The organism is Flavobacterium cheonhonense, assembly GCF_035671315.1.
Taxonomy (GTDB): Bacteria; Bacteroidota; Bacteroidia; order Flavobacteriales; family Flavobacteriaceae; genus Flavobacterium; species Flavobacterium cheonhonense.
The window spans coordinates 33554-51252 of the sequence record NZ_JAXAVY010000006.1 but is presented as its reverse complement, the minus strand read 5'-3'; the positions used below and the strand labels follow the sequence as shown (position 1 = coordinate 51252).

The window sequence follows — 17699 nt, the reverse complement described above, 5'->3', positions numbered from 1 at the left end:
AAATCAATACTGATTTAAAATTTGTATGATGTAATCAACTTCGGCAGCTGTCAAAACCGGACTCATAGGCAAACTCAATACTTCGCGATGAATGGCTTCGGTGATGGGAAACGAAAGCGATTGCCAAGCTGACAAGGCTTTTTGTTGGTGCGCCGGCACCGGATAATGGATTAAGGTTTCGACTCCGTTTTGTTTCAAATATTCCTGTAATTCGGCACGATTAGCCGTGCGAATCACAAACAAATGAAAAACGTGCTTTTGAAAATCATCACACTTCGGCAAACGAATTTTAGGATTTCGGATTTCCACTAAATACCTTTGGGCAATCGACCTACGAACGGCATTTTCTTTGTCTAAATGAGGTAATTTCACATTTAAAAAAGCTGCTTGAAGTTCATCGAGGCGCGAATTCACACCCAAATACTCGTTGTAATATTTCTGTTCCGAACCGTAATTGCGCAGGGCGAACAACACCTTAGCCAAGTCCGAATCGTCAGTAGTTATGCAGCCCGCGTCGCCTAAAGCACCCAAGTTTTTCCCGGGATAAAAACTAAAAGCTCTGGCATGACTTCCTAAAAAAGGCAAACCATGCGCTTGCGCTGCATCTTCAATAATCAGCAAATTGTGTTGCGAACCAATCGTTGCAATCGCTTCCATATCGGCCAATTGACCGTACAAATGCACTACTAAAATGCCTTTCGTTTTGGCGGTGATTTTGGCTTCAATTTCGTTGGGATTGAGGTTGAAGGTTTCCACATCGGGTTCCACTAAAACCGGAGTTAAGTCGGCTTGTAAAACAGCAAGTATACTGGCTATATAGGTATTGGCAGGCACTATTATTTCATCGCCTTTTTGTAATAAACCCAATTCGATGTAGGCTTTAAAAATCAATACCATCGCGTCTAATCCGTTGCCTACACCTATGCAATATTTCGATTGGGTATACCTGGCAAATTGTTGTTCAAACGTCTGAACTTCATCGCCTAAAACAAACCAACCTTTATCCAATAGCTCTTGCATTTTCTCTTGAAAAGCCGCTTGGTAAGGAAGATTTACTTTATGTAGGTCAAGGAATTTAATCATAGTGCAATTTGGAATATATTTTGAGAATAGACACTACAACCCAACTCTTTTTTTTGATTTAACAGACCTTCGTTGTAGCCTAGTTCGCTGTTGTCATCCACCGTTCCCATATCGAAATAATCATAATCGGCTTTGAAAGAATCAATCAAATACAAGAAAAGATAATCCAAAGCTCGGAATTTTTTTCCGTTTTCGGTCGTAGCGCCGTATTGCGATTTAATCACAGTAGCAGTTTTGAAAAGCGTAATTCCCGCCAAAATTTTGCCGTCACGATACAAATTGTATTGTTCAATATGGTTGGGAAATTTCGATTGTAACGAATTAATTTCAGCTAACGAATGTAAAGGTTTCGTTTGGTATTTCTCCAACAATAAAGGTTCCAATACTTCTTGCCAAAAAATAGTGCAATCGGCCTCTTTTTTCACCACCAAACCTTCCGATTGCAATCGGCGATAGTGTTTTAATTTGCTTTTCGAAATGCTATATTCGGTTCGGAAATCAATAGCCAAATTCATTTTTTGCGCTGTGATTTTCGCTTGTTTATCGGATAAAACTTGTTGTATTTCGGCATGAAAATCAGGCGCATAAAACGGTAACATCGCTTTAATTTCACACTTTACAAAACCTTGAGATTGAAGAAAACTAAAAGTTTCCGACAATACCGTTTCTATTTGACCGATTGGAAATTCATTCCGAAACACAAAGCCTCCATACGTTAGACCTTGGTGGGAAAAAATTTGATTGTCTTTGCAATTTGCCGGAACAACCGCTTGCAATATGTCTTCTTCAAAAACCAGCAATGAAAAATCCTGAAATCGGTCTGCGTGGTATTCCATAAAATTCCTGTCAAACAAAAAAGTGGCATTAGTCGCTTGGCTGATAAAATCATTCCAAAGCGCAAAATCGTCCGAGCAGTAGCGTTTAACAGTATATCTTTTCACGGTTTTCTTTAAAACTTCGGAAAATTAAACATTTATTTTTGAATGGCATTCACACTAAAAAATACGTTTTCCAAAATAATTACTTATTTTTAGCTGATAAATAGCGTTTTACCTTGAATTGGAAACATAAATTTGGTTGTTTTATGGTGCTTTTTTTTCACTTCCTCGAGGTGAAAGGACAAGACATTTCCTTATACCAACAGTTCAACGGCCATTATGATTTTACCTTTATCGGCAACACGATGAATACCGCCGAAAACAATTCCATAAACCAACCGGTAACCATCACTTCTTCAGCTGCCGATTTAAATTTAAATGCTGATGCTACTGTTGTGAAAGCCTATTTGTATTGGGCAGGATGCGGCGATGGCGACTTTTCGGTCAAACTCAACACCACCACCATGACGCCGGATAGGACCTTTAGCTATGTTCGAGATTTTGACGGTGTAGTGTATACCTATTTCAGTGCTTTTAAAGACATTACCAATTTTATACAAACCAACGGAAACGGGAGTTATACTTTATCAGAATTAGATGTTACGCCCTATGTCCCACTGCATTTGCAACGCCGAACTAACTTTGCTGGATGGGCGATATTGCTGGTGTATAGTCGCCCCGATTTGCCACTGAACCAAATCAACATATATGATGGTTTGGAAGGCGTACCGGATGATTTGACCATCACACTAAACGACCTCAATGTAATTGACAATCAGAATTCTAAAGTCGGTTTTTTGGCTTGGGAAGGCGATTCGATTTTGGCCACAGAAGAATTCCGAATCAATGGCGATTTGCTGTTCAATGCGCAAAATCCGTACAACAATGTCTTTAACAGCACCAACTCGATTACCGGAAGTACCACCTTGTACAACATGGATTTGGATATCTACAACATTCAAAACAACATACAAATTGGTGATAACAAAGCCGAAATTACGCTTTCTTCTTCGCAGGATTTTGTAATGATTAACACCGTAGTGACCAAATTTAATAGTCAGGTTCCGGACGGCACTATCGTCATCAATGAAGTGCAAAAACAGTGTAATTCAAGAACCATTACCATCGATTATACTCTTTCTAATCTGGATTGTACCGGACCTTTACCACCTAATACACCGGTGACGATTTATGCCAACAACAGTGCATTGACCACTTTTGAAATTGGCGTGGCTATCCCGATTGACGGAACATTGAGCGGGCAAATTACGGTTACCATTCCCGATACTATTCCCAATGATTTCAACCTAACCATTGTAGTAGATGATAAAGGCGACGGTACCGGAACTGTGGTTGAGTTAGAGGAAAATAACAACGTCTTTAATATAACAGTAACATTGATAAGCTCGCCACCGTTCAATCTTTTGCCCACACTAATAGCTTGTAATGAAGGTTTTACCCAAGGAACTTTTAACTTTTCGGCTTATGCCGATTGGGTGAAAGTCAATTCGGATGACACAGTTGCTTTTTATGAAAATTCAGAAGATGCGGAATACGCGGTCAATCCAATACTCAACACTACGAATTATTTGGCTAATGTAACTCCGAAAGAAATTTTTGTTCGGATTAACAATGAAAATTGCTACAGCATTACCTCATTTTTACTGACAACCCGCAACTGTCCGCCAACCGTTTACAATTACATTTCGGCCAATGTTGACGGCTACAACGACGTTTTTACCATTGACGGCTTAGACAATATTTTCCTGAATTACCGGATAGAGATATACAATCGTTGGGGAAAACTAATTTGGACCGGCAATCCCAATACCGAAAAATGGAACGGAACAGCCCAAAACGGCATTTCATCTGATCAAGTTCCGGACGGGACTTACTTTTACCTCTTGTTTTTAAACGATCCCGACTACCCGAAACCGCTCAGCGGCTATGTTTTTTTGGTGCGTTAACTACATGTTTTGGGTGTAGTAATTGTAGTCTTTTAAAACAGTTCGAATAAACTCTTGCGTACTGCCTAAATCATTTTTTATACCGGTTACTTGTTCTATTTTGGCGGTGAGTTTGTTCAACACCACAAAATCGGCTGTCTTCATGGCGTTTTGAAAAGTTTCTTTGATGATGCGAGCGTCGTTATCGGACAACTTAATCACTAACGGATAACGAGGTTGGTATTCCTGTCCGATTTCTTCCAAAATAGTACTATTAATTGTTACCTTGTTTTTAAGTGTAATAACCGCAGTTCCGGCAGAAATATCGCCTAATCTCTGAGTTTTGCTATTCACTACCATGGTTATCAAACCGATGATACCGCTTCCTATGGAAATATCAATCACGCGAAATAACCAACGAATCAAATAATCTCCGAAACCGGCTTGGTAACCATCAATTTTAACCACTTTAATCTTTACTAATTTTTTGCCTAAGGTTTGACCTTCCAACAACGCTTCTTGTACTAAAGAATAAAAAGCAATGGGTAAGAAAAACAGCATATAGACCGCAGCTTGCGACCAATTATCCAATTGATTTAGCCATCTGTCAATTTCAAAAAAACTAAAAAAGACATAATAAACGATGATAAAATAAGCCGCTTTCACCAGTAAATCAAGCATATACGCGCCAATTCGCTCCCCTACAGAAGCCGCTGTAAAATTTATAACAACATTTTGAGTAGTATTTATAGATAGTTGTGACATAATTCTTATTTTAGCCTTCCATGAGGGAAGTTGCATTCATAAAACAAAACAAACAAAAGTGGCTCGACTTTGAGCAAGCGATTTTTGGTAAAACTAAAAAAAATCCTGATGAAATGGCTAGTTTATACATCCATTTGGTCAATGATTTGTCGTACGCGCAAACCTATTATCCCAAGAGCAAAACTGTTGTTTATCTGAATTATTTGGCTTCACAAATTTATCAGAAAATTTATAAAACCAAGCGCGAAGAGCAAAATAGATTGGTTTATTTTTTCTCGGTAGAAGTGCCGTTACTCGTTTACCAATACCGCAGGTACTTGCTTTACGCCTTTATCTTGTTTTTTCTTACGGTTGGCATGGGCGTACTTTCGGCCAAATACGACGATGGTTTGGCGCGTCTCATTATGGGCGATGGTTATGTAAACATGACCTTAGAAAATATAGAGAAAGGTGATCCGGTGGCAGTTTACAAATCGGGGAGCAATTGGGGAGGATTTATCGCCATCACCCTAAACAACTTATTTGTTGGCGTAAAATGTTTTATTTACGGTATTTTCGGTGGAATAGGAACCTTTTTAGTCTTGTTTCAAAATTGCATGATGTTGGGTACTTTTCAGTATTTCTTTTACGAACATGGTGTTTTTTGGGAGAGTGTTAGGGGAATTTGGATACATGGTTCTATGGAGATTTTTGCCATTGTGATTGAATCGGCATGCGGATTCATACTCGGCGCCTCTATCCTATTCCCGAGAACTTTTTCCCGACTGAATTCGTTTAAAATTGGGTTCAAAGACAGTTTAAAAATCTTCTTAAGCACGATTCCGTTTACCATAGCGGCCGGAATGCTGGAAGGTTTTGTTACCCGATATGCATTACAAATGCCCAATTGGCTGAATGTGTTTATCATTTTAGGAACGCTTTCTTTGATTTCATTTTACTTTTTGATTTTCCCGTTCATTGTCCATAAAAAACTAAAAGCTTAACTATGTTTACCCTATTTAAAAGAAGAAATTTCGGCGACTACGTAAGCGATACTTTTGTGTTTTTCAAGCTTACCGGAAAACATTATCTCAAAAATTATTTCACTATCAACGGTGCCTTATTGTTGATTTTAGTGGCTGCTTCATACTTTTTATTCCAGGTCTATTTCGACTTTTTCCTCAAAATTGATCCGAACGGAAACAACTTTGATTACCTTGAGAATTACCTCAATAACAATATTGGTTTGGTTGTTCTAATCGCCGTAGCCCTTTTATTGTTCATGATTTTTTTGAGTATGCTGAATTATGCGGTGCCGGTCATTTACATGGATTTATACCGAGAAAAAAACGGAAACGCCTTTGGAACGAAAGAAATTTTAAGCCGATTCAAGGCTAAATTCGGGCAAATCGCCGTATTCTTTTTAGTGACTGTTTTCCTGATTACACCAATATTGATGGTTGTTTTTGCATTGCTCTTTCTGCTTTGCTTTATCCTCATCGGAATTCCGCTTTTACTTTTTGCGATTCCTACCGCTTTCAGTTGGATTACCCTTAGTTTCTTTGAATACCTTAACACCGACAAAGGTGTTTTTCAAAGTTACGGCAGCGGTTTCAAACACTTAACCAAACAATATTTCCCGATTGTAGGATCATCTATGATTATCTACATCATCATTCAAGTGGCCATGACTGTATTCACTATGATTCCGTATATGCTGGGCTTGGTTTCTGTTTTTACCGGTATCGAAGAAGGCAGCAGAGGCACAGATGCTACGGCTACGGTTAGTATCATGATGACGATGGTTATGGTATTCTCTTTGTTGATGAGCTACATACTGAACAATTTATTACTGGTTAACCAGGGATTGGTATATTACAGTCGCCAAGAATTCGACGAAAACAAAAGTGCAGATTTTTCAATTGATTTAATTGGCAGTGAATAAATTCCTTCTTCTTTTTTGGTTGCTTTTCAGCATTTCCAATTGGTCGCAAGAAACTTTAACTGTGGCCGAAAAAGACTCTTTGGCTTTACTTGAAAAAAAGTGTAAAGTCGACCAAACGCCTATGGAAAAGAGCGCCGGCTTGGCTCCTGATTTTAAATCGAAATACAAGGCTAACGAATTTCAATACGAGGTTAAACTCTCCGATAAAAGTTTATGGGATCGATTCAAAGAATGGTTGGCGTATTGGTTCAAGAAAATTTTCGGGATCTCGGATGCCAAAGTATCTTCTAATTATGTGGAGATTACCTTGAAAGTGCTTGCCGGACTTATTGTCATTTATGTTGTTTATCTCATTGTAAAAGTCATTTTAAACAAAGAAGGCCAATGGGTTTTCGGAAAATCTACCACCAAAAAAATCATCCACGACGACGACATCGAGAAGAATTTGGTACATGTTGATTTTGAAAAATTGCTCAAGCAAACCTTAAAAGAAGACAACCATCGTTTAGCTATTCGTTACTATTATTTGTGGACGCTGAAAAAATTATCCGAACGCAATATCATCGAATGGCATGTGGACAAAACCAATACGGACTACTTATACGAAATTCAATCGAAAGAGCTTAAAGATAACTTCCAATACCTCTCGTATTTGTACAATTACATTTGGTACGGTGAGTTTGAAATGAATGACACAACTTTCAATCAAGCCCAAAAGGCTTTTGAAAAAACGTTACAATCGTTGCGATAATGAACAGAACTTTAAAAATATACATCTTCTTATTGGTCATCCTGATTGCCGGAGTGATCTATGTAGATGCTGTTCGTCCGAAACCGGTCGATTGGTCGCCGAGCTATGTTTTAAGGGATAAAATTCCGTTCGGATTGTATGTTTTCGACCAAGAAAGCAAAACCATTTTGCCAAAGCGTAATATTGAGAAAGTCAGAAAATCTGCCTACGAGTTTTTAGACGAAAACTACGACTACAGTCAGGACGTCGACAGTTATAAAGTGAAAGGAACGATGCTCAGTATTTGCGATACGTACATCATCGATGACGAATCCACCAAAGAACTCTTCTATTTTGTGAGTCATGGGAATACGGCTTTTATCAGTACACAAAATCTGCCGGAAATTTTCACCGATTCGCTGAATATCAAACTTGACGCCGATTTCGAATTCAAATCACAAATCGATTGTTGGCTGGCCAATCCGAGTTTAGGCCCTCAAAAATACGATTTGTCCAAAGGCGGAAATAATGCTTATTTTTCGAGTATTGATACCTTAACCACAACCATTTTAGGTTATCAATCGGGCAAAGACAACAAACACGTGAATTTTATCAAAGTCCCATACAAAAAAGGGAACTTCTACATTCATTTGCAACCCAATGCCTTTACCAATTATCAATTGTTAAAAGACAACCATTACCAATACACCGAAAAAGTCCTGTCTTACTTACCGAAAGGCAACATTTATTGGTTGGTTAATCAACAAGAAGGCGCAGTCGAATCGGGTTCAACATTGCGTTACATCACCAGCCAACCGGCGCTAAAATCCGCTTGGTATTTGTTCTTGATTGGCATGGTAATCTTCATGATTTTCAACGCCAAAAGACGTCAACGCGTAATTCCGATTATCAAACCATTACCGAATACTACGGTCGATTTTACCAAAACCATTGGTAATTTGTACTATCAGGAAGGCAATCACCAAAACCTCATCGATAAAAAAATCATTTATTTCTTGGAACGTGTTCGCAACGAATATCTGATAGACACGGCTGTTTTAGACGAAAACTTCATCAAGAAACTGCACGCCAAAACCGGCAAAGACATTAAAGACATTGAACACTTAGTATATTTGATTAATTATCAAAAGAAAAGCTATCATCAAAGTATCGAAACTGATTTAATAGAAATCAATAAAGCAATAGAAAAAATCATCAGCTAATGGAAAATACAGAAAACTTCGAAGCTCAGGAAAATGTAAATTTCGAGTCCCGATTGAATTTGGAACCGCTACGCGCCAGCATTGATAAAATCAAAGCCGAAATGGAAACGGTTATTGTAGGCCAACACAAAATGATCGACCAATTGTTGGTATCCATTTTGGCCAACGGTCACGTATTAATTGAAGGGGTTCCGGGCGTGGCCAAAACCTTGACAGCGAAAATCATCGCCAAAACCCTTTCAATCGACTTCAGCCGTATCCAATTTACACCCGATTTAATGCCGTCGGACATCTTGGGAACTTCGGTATTCGACCTTAAAAAATCGGAATTCGAGTTCAAAAAAGGGCCGGTATTTTCAAATTTGATACTGATAGACGAAATCAACCGTGCGCCGGCCAAAACCCAAGCGGCTTTGTTTGAAGTTATGGAAGAACGTCAAATTACCATTGACGGTCATTGCTATACTTTAGAGCAACCTTTTATCGTATTGGCAACTCAAAATCCAATCGAGCAAGAAGGAACGTATCGTTTGCCGGAAGCGCAACTCGACCGTTTCTTGTTCAAAATCAATATTGATTATCCAAAACTAAACGAGGAAATCGACATCATCAACCGCGAACATACGTTGCAAAACAAAGGAAAGCTGGAAGACATCCAAACCGTATTGGCAGCGTCTGACATTATCAATTACCAACAATTGGTAAAACAAATTTTAGTCGAACCAAATCTGTTGGAATACATCGCTAAATTGGTGGTCAATACCCGAGAAAATGCGTTCTTATATTTAGGTGCTTCACCTCGTGCTTCCATCGCTATTTTGAATGCTGCCAAAGGATTTGCGGCCATTCGTGGACGAGATTTTGTAACACCGGAAGATATTAAAGACGCTGCTATTCCGGTATTGCAACACCGCGTAATTGTTACACCTGAACGCGAAATGGAAGGACTAACCAGCGTAGAAATCATCAAACAAATTATCGAAAGCATCGAAATCCCGAGATAAATCGGTTGCCGACAAAACGGAACATTATGATGAACTTTATCAAACAGCTATACCTCAACAATTTCTTTTTCTACTTGCTTATCGGCATAGTAGCACTGTTTGGTATGGCCTTTGTTTTTCCGGCTTTGTACAACGCAACTTGGTATTTGCTCTTCATTCTATTGGTCTTTTTGGTAATCGATATTTTGATTCTTTTCAGCAATAAAAAAGGCATCGAAGCACATCGAACCACACCTGAGAAACTCTCCAACGGCGATGAGAATCCGATTGTAGTAACGGTTAAAAACTTCTACACTTTTGCCATTCAAGCCAAAATTATCGACGAGATTCCGTTTCAGTTTCAAGTCAGAAATTTTGAAATCAAGCGAAAGATCAAAAACGCGGCACAAGACGAAGTGCAATACTATTTACGACCAACAGAACGAGGTGAATACCACTTCGGCAACTTAAACGTTTACGTGACTTCGCCTTTACAATTGATTTCCAAACGATACCGTTTCGACAAAGACCAAATGGTGCCGACATATCCGTCGTATATCCAATTGCGCAAATATGATTTGATTGCTTTCTCCAACAATTTATTCCAATACGGTGTTAAAAAAATCCGTCGGATTGGACATACGATGGAGTTTGAGCAAATCAAAGAATACGTTCCAGGCGACGATATTCGCACCTTGAACTGGAAAGCCACAGCCAAGAAAAACAGCTTGATGGTGAACCAATTCCAAGACGAAAAATCGCAAAACATTTACATGGCTATCGACAAAGGTCGCGTGATGAAAATGCCTTTCAACGGAATGAGTTTGTTGGATTATGCCATTAACGCGACTTTGGTTTTATCGAATGTCATCTTAAAAAAGCAAGACAAAGCCGGAATGTTTTCGTTCTCTAAAAAAGTCGAAAACCGCGTAGTAGCCGAAAAGCGTACGTCGCAAATGCAAAAAATTCTGGAGAATTTATACAACGTTAAAACCGATTATTTCGAAAGTGATTACTCGCGTTTGTATGCCGACATCAAGAAAAACATCAACCAACGCAGTTTGATTATCTTGTACACCAACTTCGAAACGATGGATGGTTTGTACCGACAACTACCTTATTTAAAAGGAATAGCTAAAAGTCATTTGTTGGTAGTCGTCTTTTTCCAAAACACCGAATTGTATCAAATCACCAACAAAAAAGCCGATACCATTCAAGATGTTTACGATAAAGTCATCGCCGAAAAATTCATCTTCGAGAAAAAACTCATCGTCACCGAACTCAAAAAATACGGTATCCATTCTGTTTTAACCCAACCGGAAAATCTTACGTTAGATACCATCAACAAATACCTTGAAATCAAGGCGCGCGGCATTTTATAAAAAGTGAGTACTTTTACGGCATGAAACAAATCACCAGCGCTCAAAATCCGTTTATCAAATCTTTGGTGCTTTTGCAGGAAAAAGCCAAAGCCCGAAAGCAATCCGGTACCTTTCTGATTGAAGGACTGCGCGAAATGGAGCTGGCTATTAAAGGGAATTACACTTTCGAAACCATACTCTTTTTACCCGAATTGGTCTCCGAAACCGAAATCAGAAAACGAATTCCTAATTCGGTAGAATTCATCGAAATTTCGAAAGAAGTCTACCAAAAATTAGCGTATCGCGATACCACTGAAGGCATCATAGCTGTTGCTCAAACCAAATCGCTGGGTTTAGCAGATTTGAAGTTACCCGAAAATCCGCTCATTGTAGTGATGGAAGCCATAGAAAAACCCGGAAATATAGGCGCCATGTTGCGTACTTGCGATGCGGCTAAAGTCGACGCCGTGATCATTGCCAACCCCAAAACCGATTTGTATAACCCAAATATCGTTCGCTCCAGCGTTGGTTGTTTGTTTACCAATCAAATTGCCATAGCTACTACTGAAGAAGCGATTGCCTTTTTACAACAAAATCATATTCATTTCTATAGCGCAACGCTGCAGAATTCGACGGCTTATCATACCCAAAACTACACTACTCCTACCGCTTTGGTCGTAGGCACAGAAGCCACCGGATTGTCACAACCTTGGCGTGATCAAGCCACTCAAAATATCATTATCCCAATGCAAGGCGCCATCGACAGCATGAACGTTTCGGTAGCTGCCGCCATTTTGATTTTTGAAGCCAAACGCCAAAGAGGATTTTGATTTCAGAATGATGAATACCAATTTTAGAATGCAGATTGTTTAATAAAGTAATCTGAAACAATATACTTTATGAAAAAAACCATATTTATCGCGATTTCCCTTTTTACATTGGGAAGTCTTTCGGCCCAAATTACAGAAAAAGAAGTAGATGTTTTGGTGGAAAACACCTTAAAAACGTTTAACGTGCCCGGCATAGCGGTTGGCATTGTCAAAGACGGCAAAATGGTTTTAGCCAAAGGTTACGGTGTTGCCAACATCCAAACGAAACAAAAAATGGACGCCAATACTTTGGTCGGTATTGCCTCAAACAGCAAAGCATTTACCTCCTCCGCTTTGGCCATTTTGGTAGATGAAGGCAAAATCAATTGGGACGATAAAGTAAAAAAATACTTGCCTGAATTCAAGATGTACAACGATTATGTGACGGAAGAATTCACCATCCGCGATTTACTGACGCACAAAAGCGGACTAGGATTAGGTGCCGGAGATTTGATGATTTGGCCCGACGGACACGATTTCACGCCCAGAGATATCGTGAGAAATATTCAATATTTAAAACCGGTTTCCGGTTTCAGAACCCAATATGACTACGACAATTTGTTATATGTGATTGCCGGTGAAGTGATTGAAAAAGTCTCCGGAAAATCTTGGTGTGATTTTGTGGAAGAACGTTTGATGAAACCTATCGGCATGACCAAAAGTGCTGCTTCATGGAGAAGACTAAAAGACACCACCAATGTAGTCGTACCGCATGTACCAACCAACGGAAAGCTCGAAATTGTACCGCGTTACACCAATCCGATTTTTGATGCAGCGGCCGGATTGTATGCTTCGGTAAACGAATTGAGCCATTGGTTGATTGTACAAATGAACCACGGAAAATATGACGAAAACCAACAACTATTCTCCGAAAAACAGTGGAAAGAAATGTGGACGCCGCAAACCATCTTACCCATGAACAATCCGCATCCGTACAGTTCTAATTTTCGCAGTTACGGTTTGGGTTGGCGTTTAGAAGACATCAACGGCCATTTGCAAGTGTCGCACACCGGCGGTTTGGATGGCATTGTAACACAAACCATCATGATTCCGGATGTAAAATTGGGCATCATCGTATTGACCAACCAACAAAACGGTGCGGCCTTTACTGTGATTTCGAATACCATAAAAGACAGTTATTTGGGCTTGCCGAAGTTTGATCATTTGGCGTATTTTGGGCAGGAACGCCGAGCCAAAGAAGACAACGCTGATAAAGTAACCGATGAAGTTTGGGCCGAAGTCAATCAGAATTTGACAGCGAAAACCAAAATCGATTTCAAACAATATACCGGAACTTTCAAAGACAATTGGTTTGGAGAAGTGACGATTTACGAGCAAAAAGGCAAATGGTATTTTGCCTCCAAACGTTCTAAACGATTGGTGGGCGAAATCTTCTGGCAAAAAGACCGCAGTTTTGTGGTGAAATGGAACGTGAGAAGTTTCAATGCCGATGCACACATTTTCTTCGATTTGGATGCCGATGGCACAATCAATCACTTCAAAATGAAAGCCATTTCGCCTATGACGGATTTCAGTTATGACTTTCACGATTTGGATTTTCACAGGGTAAAATAGTGTCTGATTGGATGTTAAATTTTCAAGATTTTAGTGCTTGGAATTTTCATCATTTATTCCTATTTTAGTGAATTGAAGACAAGGCTATGATTGAGATTGATTTAGAAGAAGAAAACAAGGCAATTGCCCGTGAATACAAAGAATTGCTCCGCATCAGTTACCAAACACTGACGGATGCTGACAAAAAGCTGATTCGCAAAGCTTTTGACGTGGCAGTAGATGCCCACAAAGACCAACGCCGCAAATCCGGTGAAGCCTATATTTTCCATCCGATTGGCGTGGCTAAAATTGTAGCCTCCGAAATTGGTTTGGGTGCCAGCAGTATAGCAGCAGCCTTAATGCATGACGTGGTAGAAGATACCGACGTGACTATCGAAGACATCGAGCGCATGTTCAATCCGAAAATTGCACACTTGGTGGAAGGATTGACCAAAATAGCGCAGGTCAAAAAAGACATGAACATTTCAATGCAAGCGGAAAACTTCCGCAAAATGTTGTTGACTTTAAACGATGACGTTCGGGTAATTTTAATCAAGATTGCTGATCGCTTGCACAATATGCAAACTATGGATTCCATGCCGGAATACAAACAAGTCAAAATTGCTTCGGAAACACTTTATATTTATGCGCCACTCGCCCATCGATTGGGATTGTACAACATCAAAACCAAACTGGAAGATTTAGGTTTGAAATATACTGAACCTGATGTTTATCTCGATATTGTCAGCAAAATCAAAGAAACCAAAGAAGAACAAGACGCCTACATCGCCACGATATCGGATGTGTTGAAAAAATCACTCAACGAAGAAGGCATTGAATACACTATCAAAGGTCGACCAAAATCCATCTACTCCATCCGCAGAAAAATGGCGGCTCAAAATGTGACTTTTGATGAAGTATACGACAAGTTTGCGTTGCGCATCATTTATAAATCCAATTTACACGACGAGAAGTTCTTGGCTTGGAAGATTTATTCCATCGTAACCGATCATTATCGTCCGAGTCCGAGTCGTTTGCGCGATTGGATTTCCCAACCCAAATCCACCGGTTACGAAGCTTTGCACATTACCGTTATGGGACCGAAAGGCCGTTGGGTGGAAATTCAGGTACGCAGCGAGCGCATGGACGAAATTGCCGAGAAAGGGTATGCAGCGCACTACAAATACAAACAAGGCGCTACAGAAGAAAGCGGTTTGGACGTTTGGTTAAACCTGCTCAAAGAAGCTTTGGAAAGTTCGGAAACCAACGCGGTGGATTTTGTGGAAGATTTCAAAATGAATTTGTACGCCAAAGAAATCTTCGTCTTTACCCCAAAAGGAGAAATCAAATCGTTACCGAAAGGCGCGACTTCCTTAGATTTCGCCTTCAGTATACACTCGGAAATCGGCATCAAAACCCGAGGAACGCGCGTGAACGGAAAATTGGTACCGCTGAATCATGAACTCAAAAGCGGTGATCAAATCGAAGTAATCACTTCGGTTCATCAAAAGCCAACGATTAACTGGTTGGATTATGTAACGACTTCTCGCGCCAAGAACAAAATACGAAACGTACTTAACGAAAATACCAAGAAAATTGCCGAAGACGGAAAAGAATTGCTGACTCGTAAACTGAAACATTTGAAGATTACTTTGAATGAAAACGTGGTAAACGAATTGGTTAATTTTTTCAAACTCAAAACCAGCTTGGATTTGTTTTATCGCGTGGGTATCGGATCGATTGAGAACCAACAGCTAAAAGATTTCGCTGCACAAAAGAGCAACAGTTTGATGAACTTCTTCAAGAGTAAAATCAAACGTTCGCCGAGCTCTAATCCGGATGACATCAATAAACAAGAGTTGAGTAAAAACTATGATTTGTTGGTTTTTGGTACAGAGCAAGACAAGCTCGATTATAAATTGGCCAGCTGTTGCAATCCTATTCCGGGCGATGAAGTTTTCGGTTTTATTACGATCAACGAAGGCATCAAAGTCCACAAAAAAGATTGTCCAAATGCCATTACACTGCAATCCAATTACGCTTATCGCATCATGCCGGCCAAATGGATTGATTCGACCCAACAGGAATTTAAAGCCACACTCAAAATTACCGGTATGGACAGTTTGGGATTGACTAACGAGCTGACCAAAGTAATCTCGAACAACATGCACGTGAACATCCAAAGCATCTCGTTGAGTGGTGAAGCCGGTATTTTTAACGGGCAAGTTTCGGTGATTGTCCAAAACAACAACATACTTAAAAAACTGATAGACAATATCAAGAAGATTGATGGTGTAGACAAAGTAACCAGGGTCTATACGAATTGAGTTAGAAGTTTTGAAACTTTGAACTCGAAACTTTGAACTCGAAACTTTGAAACCTTAAACAAAAAAAATTACCTTTGCGGCATGACACAAATTGCATCCGATAATCTAAAAAATCAAGAAACCGTAAAAAACGTTTTTACGCTCTACTTGGAAAATAACGGGCACCGTAAAACCCCTGAGCGCTATGCGATTCTTCAGGAGATTTACGATAGCGAAGAACATTTTGATATCGAAAATTTGTACATCAAAATGAAAAACAAAAACTACCGTGTTTCAAGGGCAACCTTATACAACACGATTGAACTTTTGTTGGATTGTGGTTTGGTGCGCAAACACCAATTTGGACAAAACCAAGCGCATTACGAGAAATCGTATTTCGACAAACAACACGACCACGTAATCATGACCGATACAGGCGAGGTAATTGAGTTTTGCGACCCAAGAATTCAAACCATCAAGCAAACTATCGAAGATATTTTCGGGATAGACATCCACAACCACTCGTTGTATTTTTACGCTACTAAAAAATCCTAAATACCAATAATGCCGCAACGAAATTTCTTTAAAATCACCTTTATAACTGTATTCGTATTCTCAACCGTTTACAAAGTGGTTTTTCAGCTATTTTTGGGCGATTTTACAACGGCTTTCTTTTTGAAAACCTTAGCAGTAAGTTTTACTACTGCTGTGGTTCTAGGTGTACTGAATCATTTCTTACAATGGGATTTCCTCCCGAAAAATAAAAACTAAACAACTTACAAACCACAACACAACAACACAATGACTGTAGATTTACTACTCGGATTACAATGGGGCGATGAAGGAAAAGGAAAAATTGTCGATGTACTAACTTCAAAATACGACATTATTGCGCGTTTTCAAGGCGGACCAAATGCAGGACATACCTTGGAATTTGACGGTATCAAACACGTGTTGAGAACAATTCCATCCGGGATTTTTCACAGCAATAACATCAATATCATTGGAAACGGCGTCGTGATTGACCCGGTAGTTTTTAAAAGCGAAATTGATGGCTTGGCCAAATTCAACCTCGATTTAAAATCGAAATTGATTATTTCCAGAAAAGCCCATTTGATTTTACCGACACATCGCTTGTTAGATGCTGCATCTGAAGCGGCAAAAGGAAAAGCCAAAATCGGTTCCACCTTAAAAGGTATCGGACCAACATATATGGACAAAACCGGTCGTAACGGAATTCGCGTAGGCGATATCGAATTGGCCGACTTCAAAGAAAGATACCGTGCTTTAGCCGACAAACACGAGGCAATGATTGCGTTTTATGACGTGAATATCCAATACAACTTACCCGAATTAGAGAAAGAATTCTTTGAAGCTGTTGAAGATTTGAAAAAACTCACTTTCATCGACAGTGAGGAATATTTGGCACAAGCCCAAAAAGCCGGTAAATCCATTCTTTGTGAAGGCGCTCAAGGTTCGTTATTAGACGTTGACTTCGGAACTTATCCGTTTGTCACTTCTTCGAACACCACAGCAGCCGGCGCTTGTACCGGTTTAGGTATCGCTCCAAACAAAATCAAAGAAGTATACGGTATTTTCAAAGCGTACACCACTCGTGTAGGTTCCGGACCATTCCCAACGGAAGATTTTGGTGAAGATGGCGATGTTATGGCCAAAGTGGGTAACGAATTTGGCTCGGTAACCGGCAGAAAAAGACGTTGCGGTTGGTTGGATTTAGTGGCTTTGAAATACGCTATCCAAATTAACGGCGTAACCCAATTGATGATGATGAAAGGCGATGTACTTTCAGGCTTTGACACGCTCAAAGTTTGTACCGCTTACAACTACAAAGGCGAAGTGATTCACCATTTACCATACAATATCGAAGAAGAAAACGTAACGCCGATTTATACCGAATTCAAAGGCTGGCAAGCCGATTTAACCGGTATGACAACTTACGAGAACTTACCGAAAGAATTAAAAGAGTATATCGAATTCATAGAAAGAGAAGTCGAAGTACCAATAAAAATAGTTTCGGTTGGACCGGATAGAAAACAAACGATAACGCGATAAATAA

Annotated in this window: 16 protein-coding genes; 13 read left to right on the top strand and 3 right to left on the bottom strand. The window is 39.6% G+C overall.

Going from position 1 to position 17699, the window contains the following annotated elements:
- Positions 1–3: 3 nt before the first annotated feature.
- The gene (locus SK086_RS11905; RefSeq protein ID WP_324691891.1) at positions 4–1083 is read right to left on the bottom strand and encodes a DegT/DnrJ/EryC1/StrS family aminotransferase; all 1080 of its coding nucleotides are present in this window, start codon (positions 1081–1083) and stop codon (positions 4–6) included.
- Complete coding sequence (locus tag SK086_RS11900) at positions 1080–2024, bottom strand: FemAB family protein (protein WP_324691890.1); 945 nt, start codon at positions 2022–2024, stop codon at positions 1080–1082. Before SK086_RS11900 ends, SK086_RS11905 begins: the two co-directional genes overlap by 4 nt.
- 143 nt (positions 2025–2167) lie before the next feature.
- Between SK086_RS11900 and SK086_RS11895 the strand changes: the two genes are divergently transcribed.
- Positions 2168–3928 (top strand): gliding motility-associated C-terminal domain-containing protein, encoded by a 1761-nt coding sequence (locus tag SK086_RS11895; protein ID WP_324691889.1) that lies wholly within the window; start codon positions 2168–2170, stop codon positions 3926–3928.
- Here SK086_RS11895 and SK086_RS11890 read toward each other — a convergent pair whose 3' ends face one another.
- Complete coding sequence (locus SK086_RS11890) at positions 3929–4672, bottom strand: RDD family protein (RefSeq protein WP_290875277.1); 744 nt, start codon at positions 4670–4672, stop codon at positions 3929–3931. It abuts the gene before it with no gap.
- A gap of 20 nt (positions 4673–4692) precedes the next feature.
- Between SK086_RS11890 and SK086_RS11885 the strand changes: the two genes are divergently transcribed.
- The 12 genes from SK086_RS11885 (at position 4693) to SK086_RS11830 (ending at position 17695) form a co-directional block, all read left to right on the top strand.
- Positions 4693–5655 carry a stage II sporulation protein M gene (locus SK086_RS11885; RefSeq protein ID WP_290875279.1) on the top strand — a complete coding sequence of 321 codons (963 nt, stop codon included), beginning with the start codon at positions 4693–4695 and terminating at the stop codon, positions 5653–5655.
- A 2-nt stretch (positions 5656–5657) separates the two neighbouring features.
- Entirely contained in the window at positions 5658–6596 is a 939-nt protein-coding gene (locus SK086_RS11880; RefSeq protein ID WP_324691887.1) for a hypothetical protein, read from the top strand.
- Complete coding sequence (locus tag SK086_RS11875; RefSeq protein ID WP_324691886.1) at positions 6589–7347, top strand: DUF4129 domain-containing protein; 759 nt, start codon at positions 6589–6591, stop codon at positions 7345–7347. Before SK086_RS11880 ends, SK086_RS11875 begins: the two co-directional genes overlap by 8 nt.
- Positions 7347–8549 (top strand): DUF4350 domain-containing protein, encoded by a 1203-nt coding sequence (locus tag SK086_RS11870; RefSeq protein WP_324691884.1) that lies wholly within the window; start codon positions 7347–7349, stop codon positions 8547–8549. The genes SK086_RS11875 and SK086_RS11870 overlap by 1 nt, the downstream gene beginning before the upstream one ends.
- On the top strand, positions 8549–9553 hold the full coding sequence (locus tag SK086_RS11865; RefSeq protein ID WP_324691883.1) for an AAA family ATPase: 1005 nt from the start codon (positions 8549–8551) through the stop codon (positions 9551–9553). The genes SK086_RS11870 and SK086_RS11865 overlap by 1 nt, the downstream gene beginning before the upstream one ends.
- 29 nt (positions 9554–9582) lie before the next feature.
- Positions 9583–10914, top strand: coding sequence for a DUF58 domain-containing protein (locus SK086_RS11860; RefSeq protein ID WP_324691967.1), 1332 nt, complete (start codon positions 9583–9585; stop codon positions 10912–10914).
- Between the two features lie 20 nt (positions 10915–10934).
- The gene (locus tag SK086_RS11855) at positions 10935–11723 is read left to right on the top strand and encodes a TrmH family RNA methyltransferase (RefSeq protein ID WP_324691882.1); all 789 of its coding nucleotides are present in this window, start codon (positions 10935–10937) and stop codon (positions 11721–11723) included.
- A 69-nt stretch (positions 11724–11792) separates the two neighbouring features.
- On the top strand, positions 11793–13337 hold the full coding sequence (locus SK086_RS11850; RefSeq protein WP_324691881.1) for a serine hydrolase: 1545 nt from the start codon (positions 11793–11795) through the stop codon (positions 13335–13337).
- A gap of 86 nt (positions 13338–13423) precedes the next feature.
- Positions 13424–15643 carry a RelA/SpoT family protein gene (locus tag SK086_RS11845; protein WP_324691880.1) on the top strand — a complete coding sequence of 740 codons (2220 nt, stop codon included), beginning with the start codon at positions 13424–13426 and terminating at the stop codon, positions 15641–15643.
- Positions 15644–15724: 81 nt separating this feature from the next.
- On the top strand, positions 15725–16177 hold the full coding sequence (locus tag SK086_RS11840; protein WP_290875296.1) for a Fur family transcriptional regulator: 453 nt from the start codon (positions 15725–15727) through the stop codon (positions 16175–16177).
- A gap of 9 nt (positions 16178–16186) precedes the next feature.
- Positions 16187–16393 carry a hypothetical protein gene (locus SK086_RS11835; RefSeq protein WP_324691879.1) on the top strand — a complete coding sequence of 69 codons (207 nt, stop codon included), beginning with the start codon at positions 16187–16189 and terminating at the stop codon, positions 16391–16393.
- Positions 16394–16423: 30 nt separating this feature from the next.
- Positions 16424–17695 (top strand): adenylosuccinate synthase, encoded by a 1272-nt coding sequence (locus SK086_RS11830; RefSeq protein WP_324691878.1) that lies wholly within the window; start codon positions 16424–16426, stop codon positions 17693–17695.
- Positions 17696–17699 lie beyond the last annotated feature (4 nt).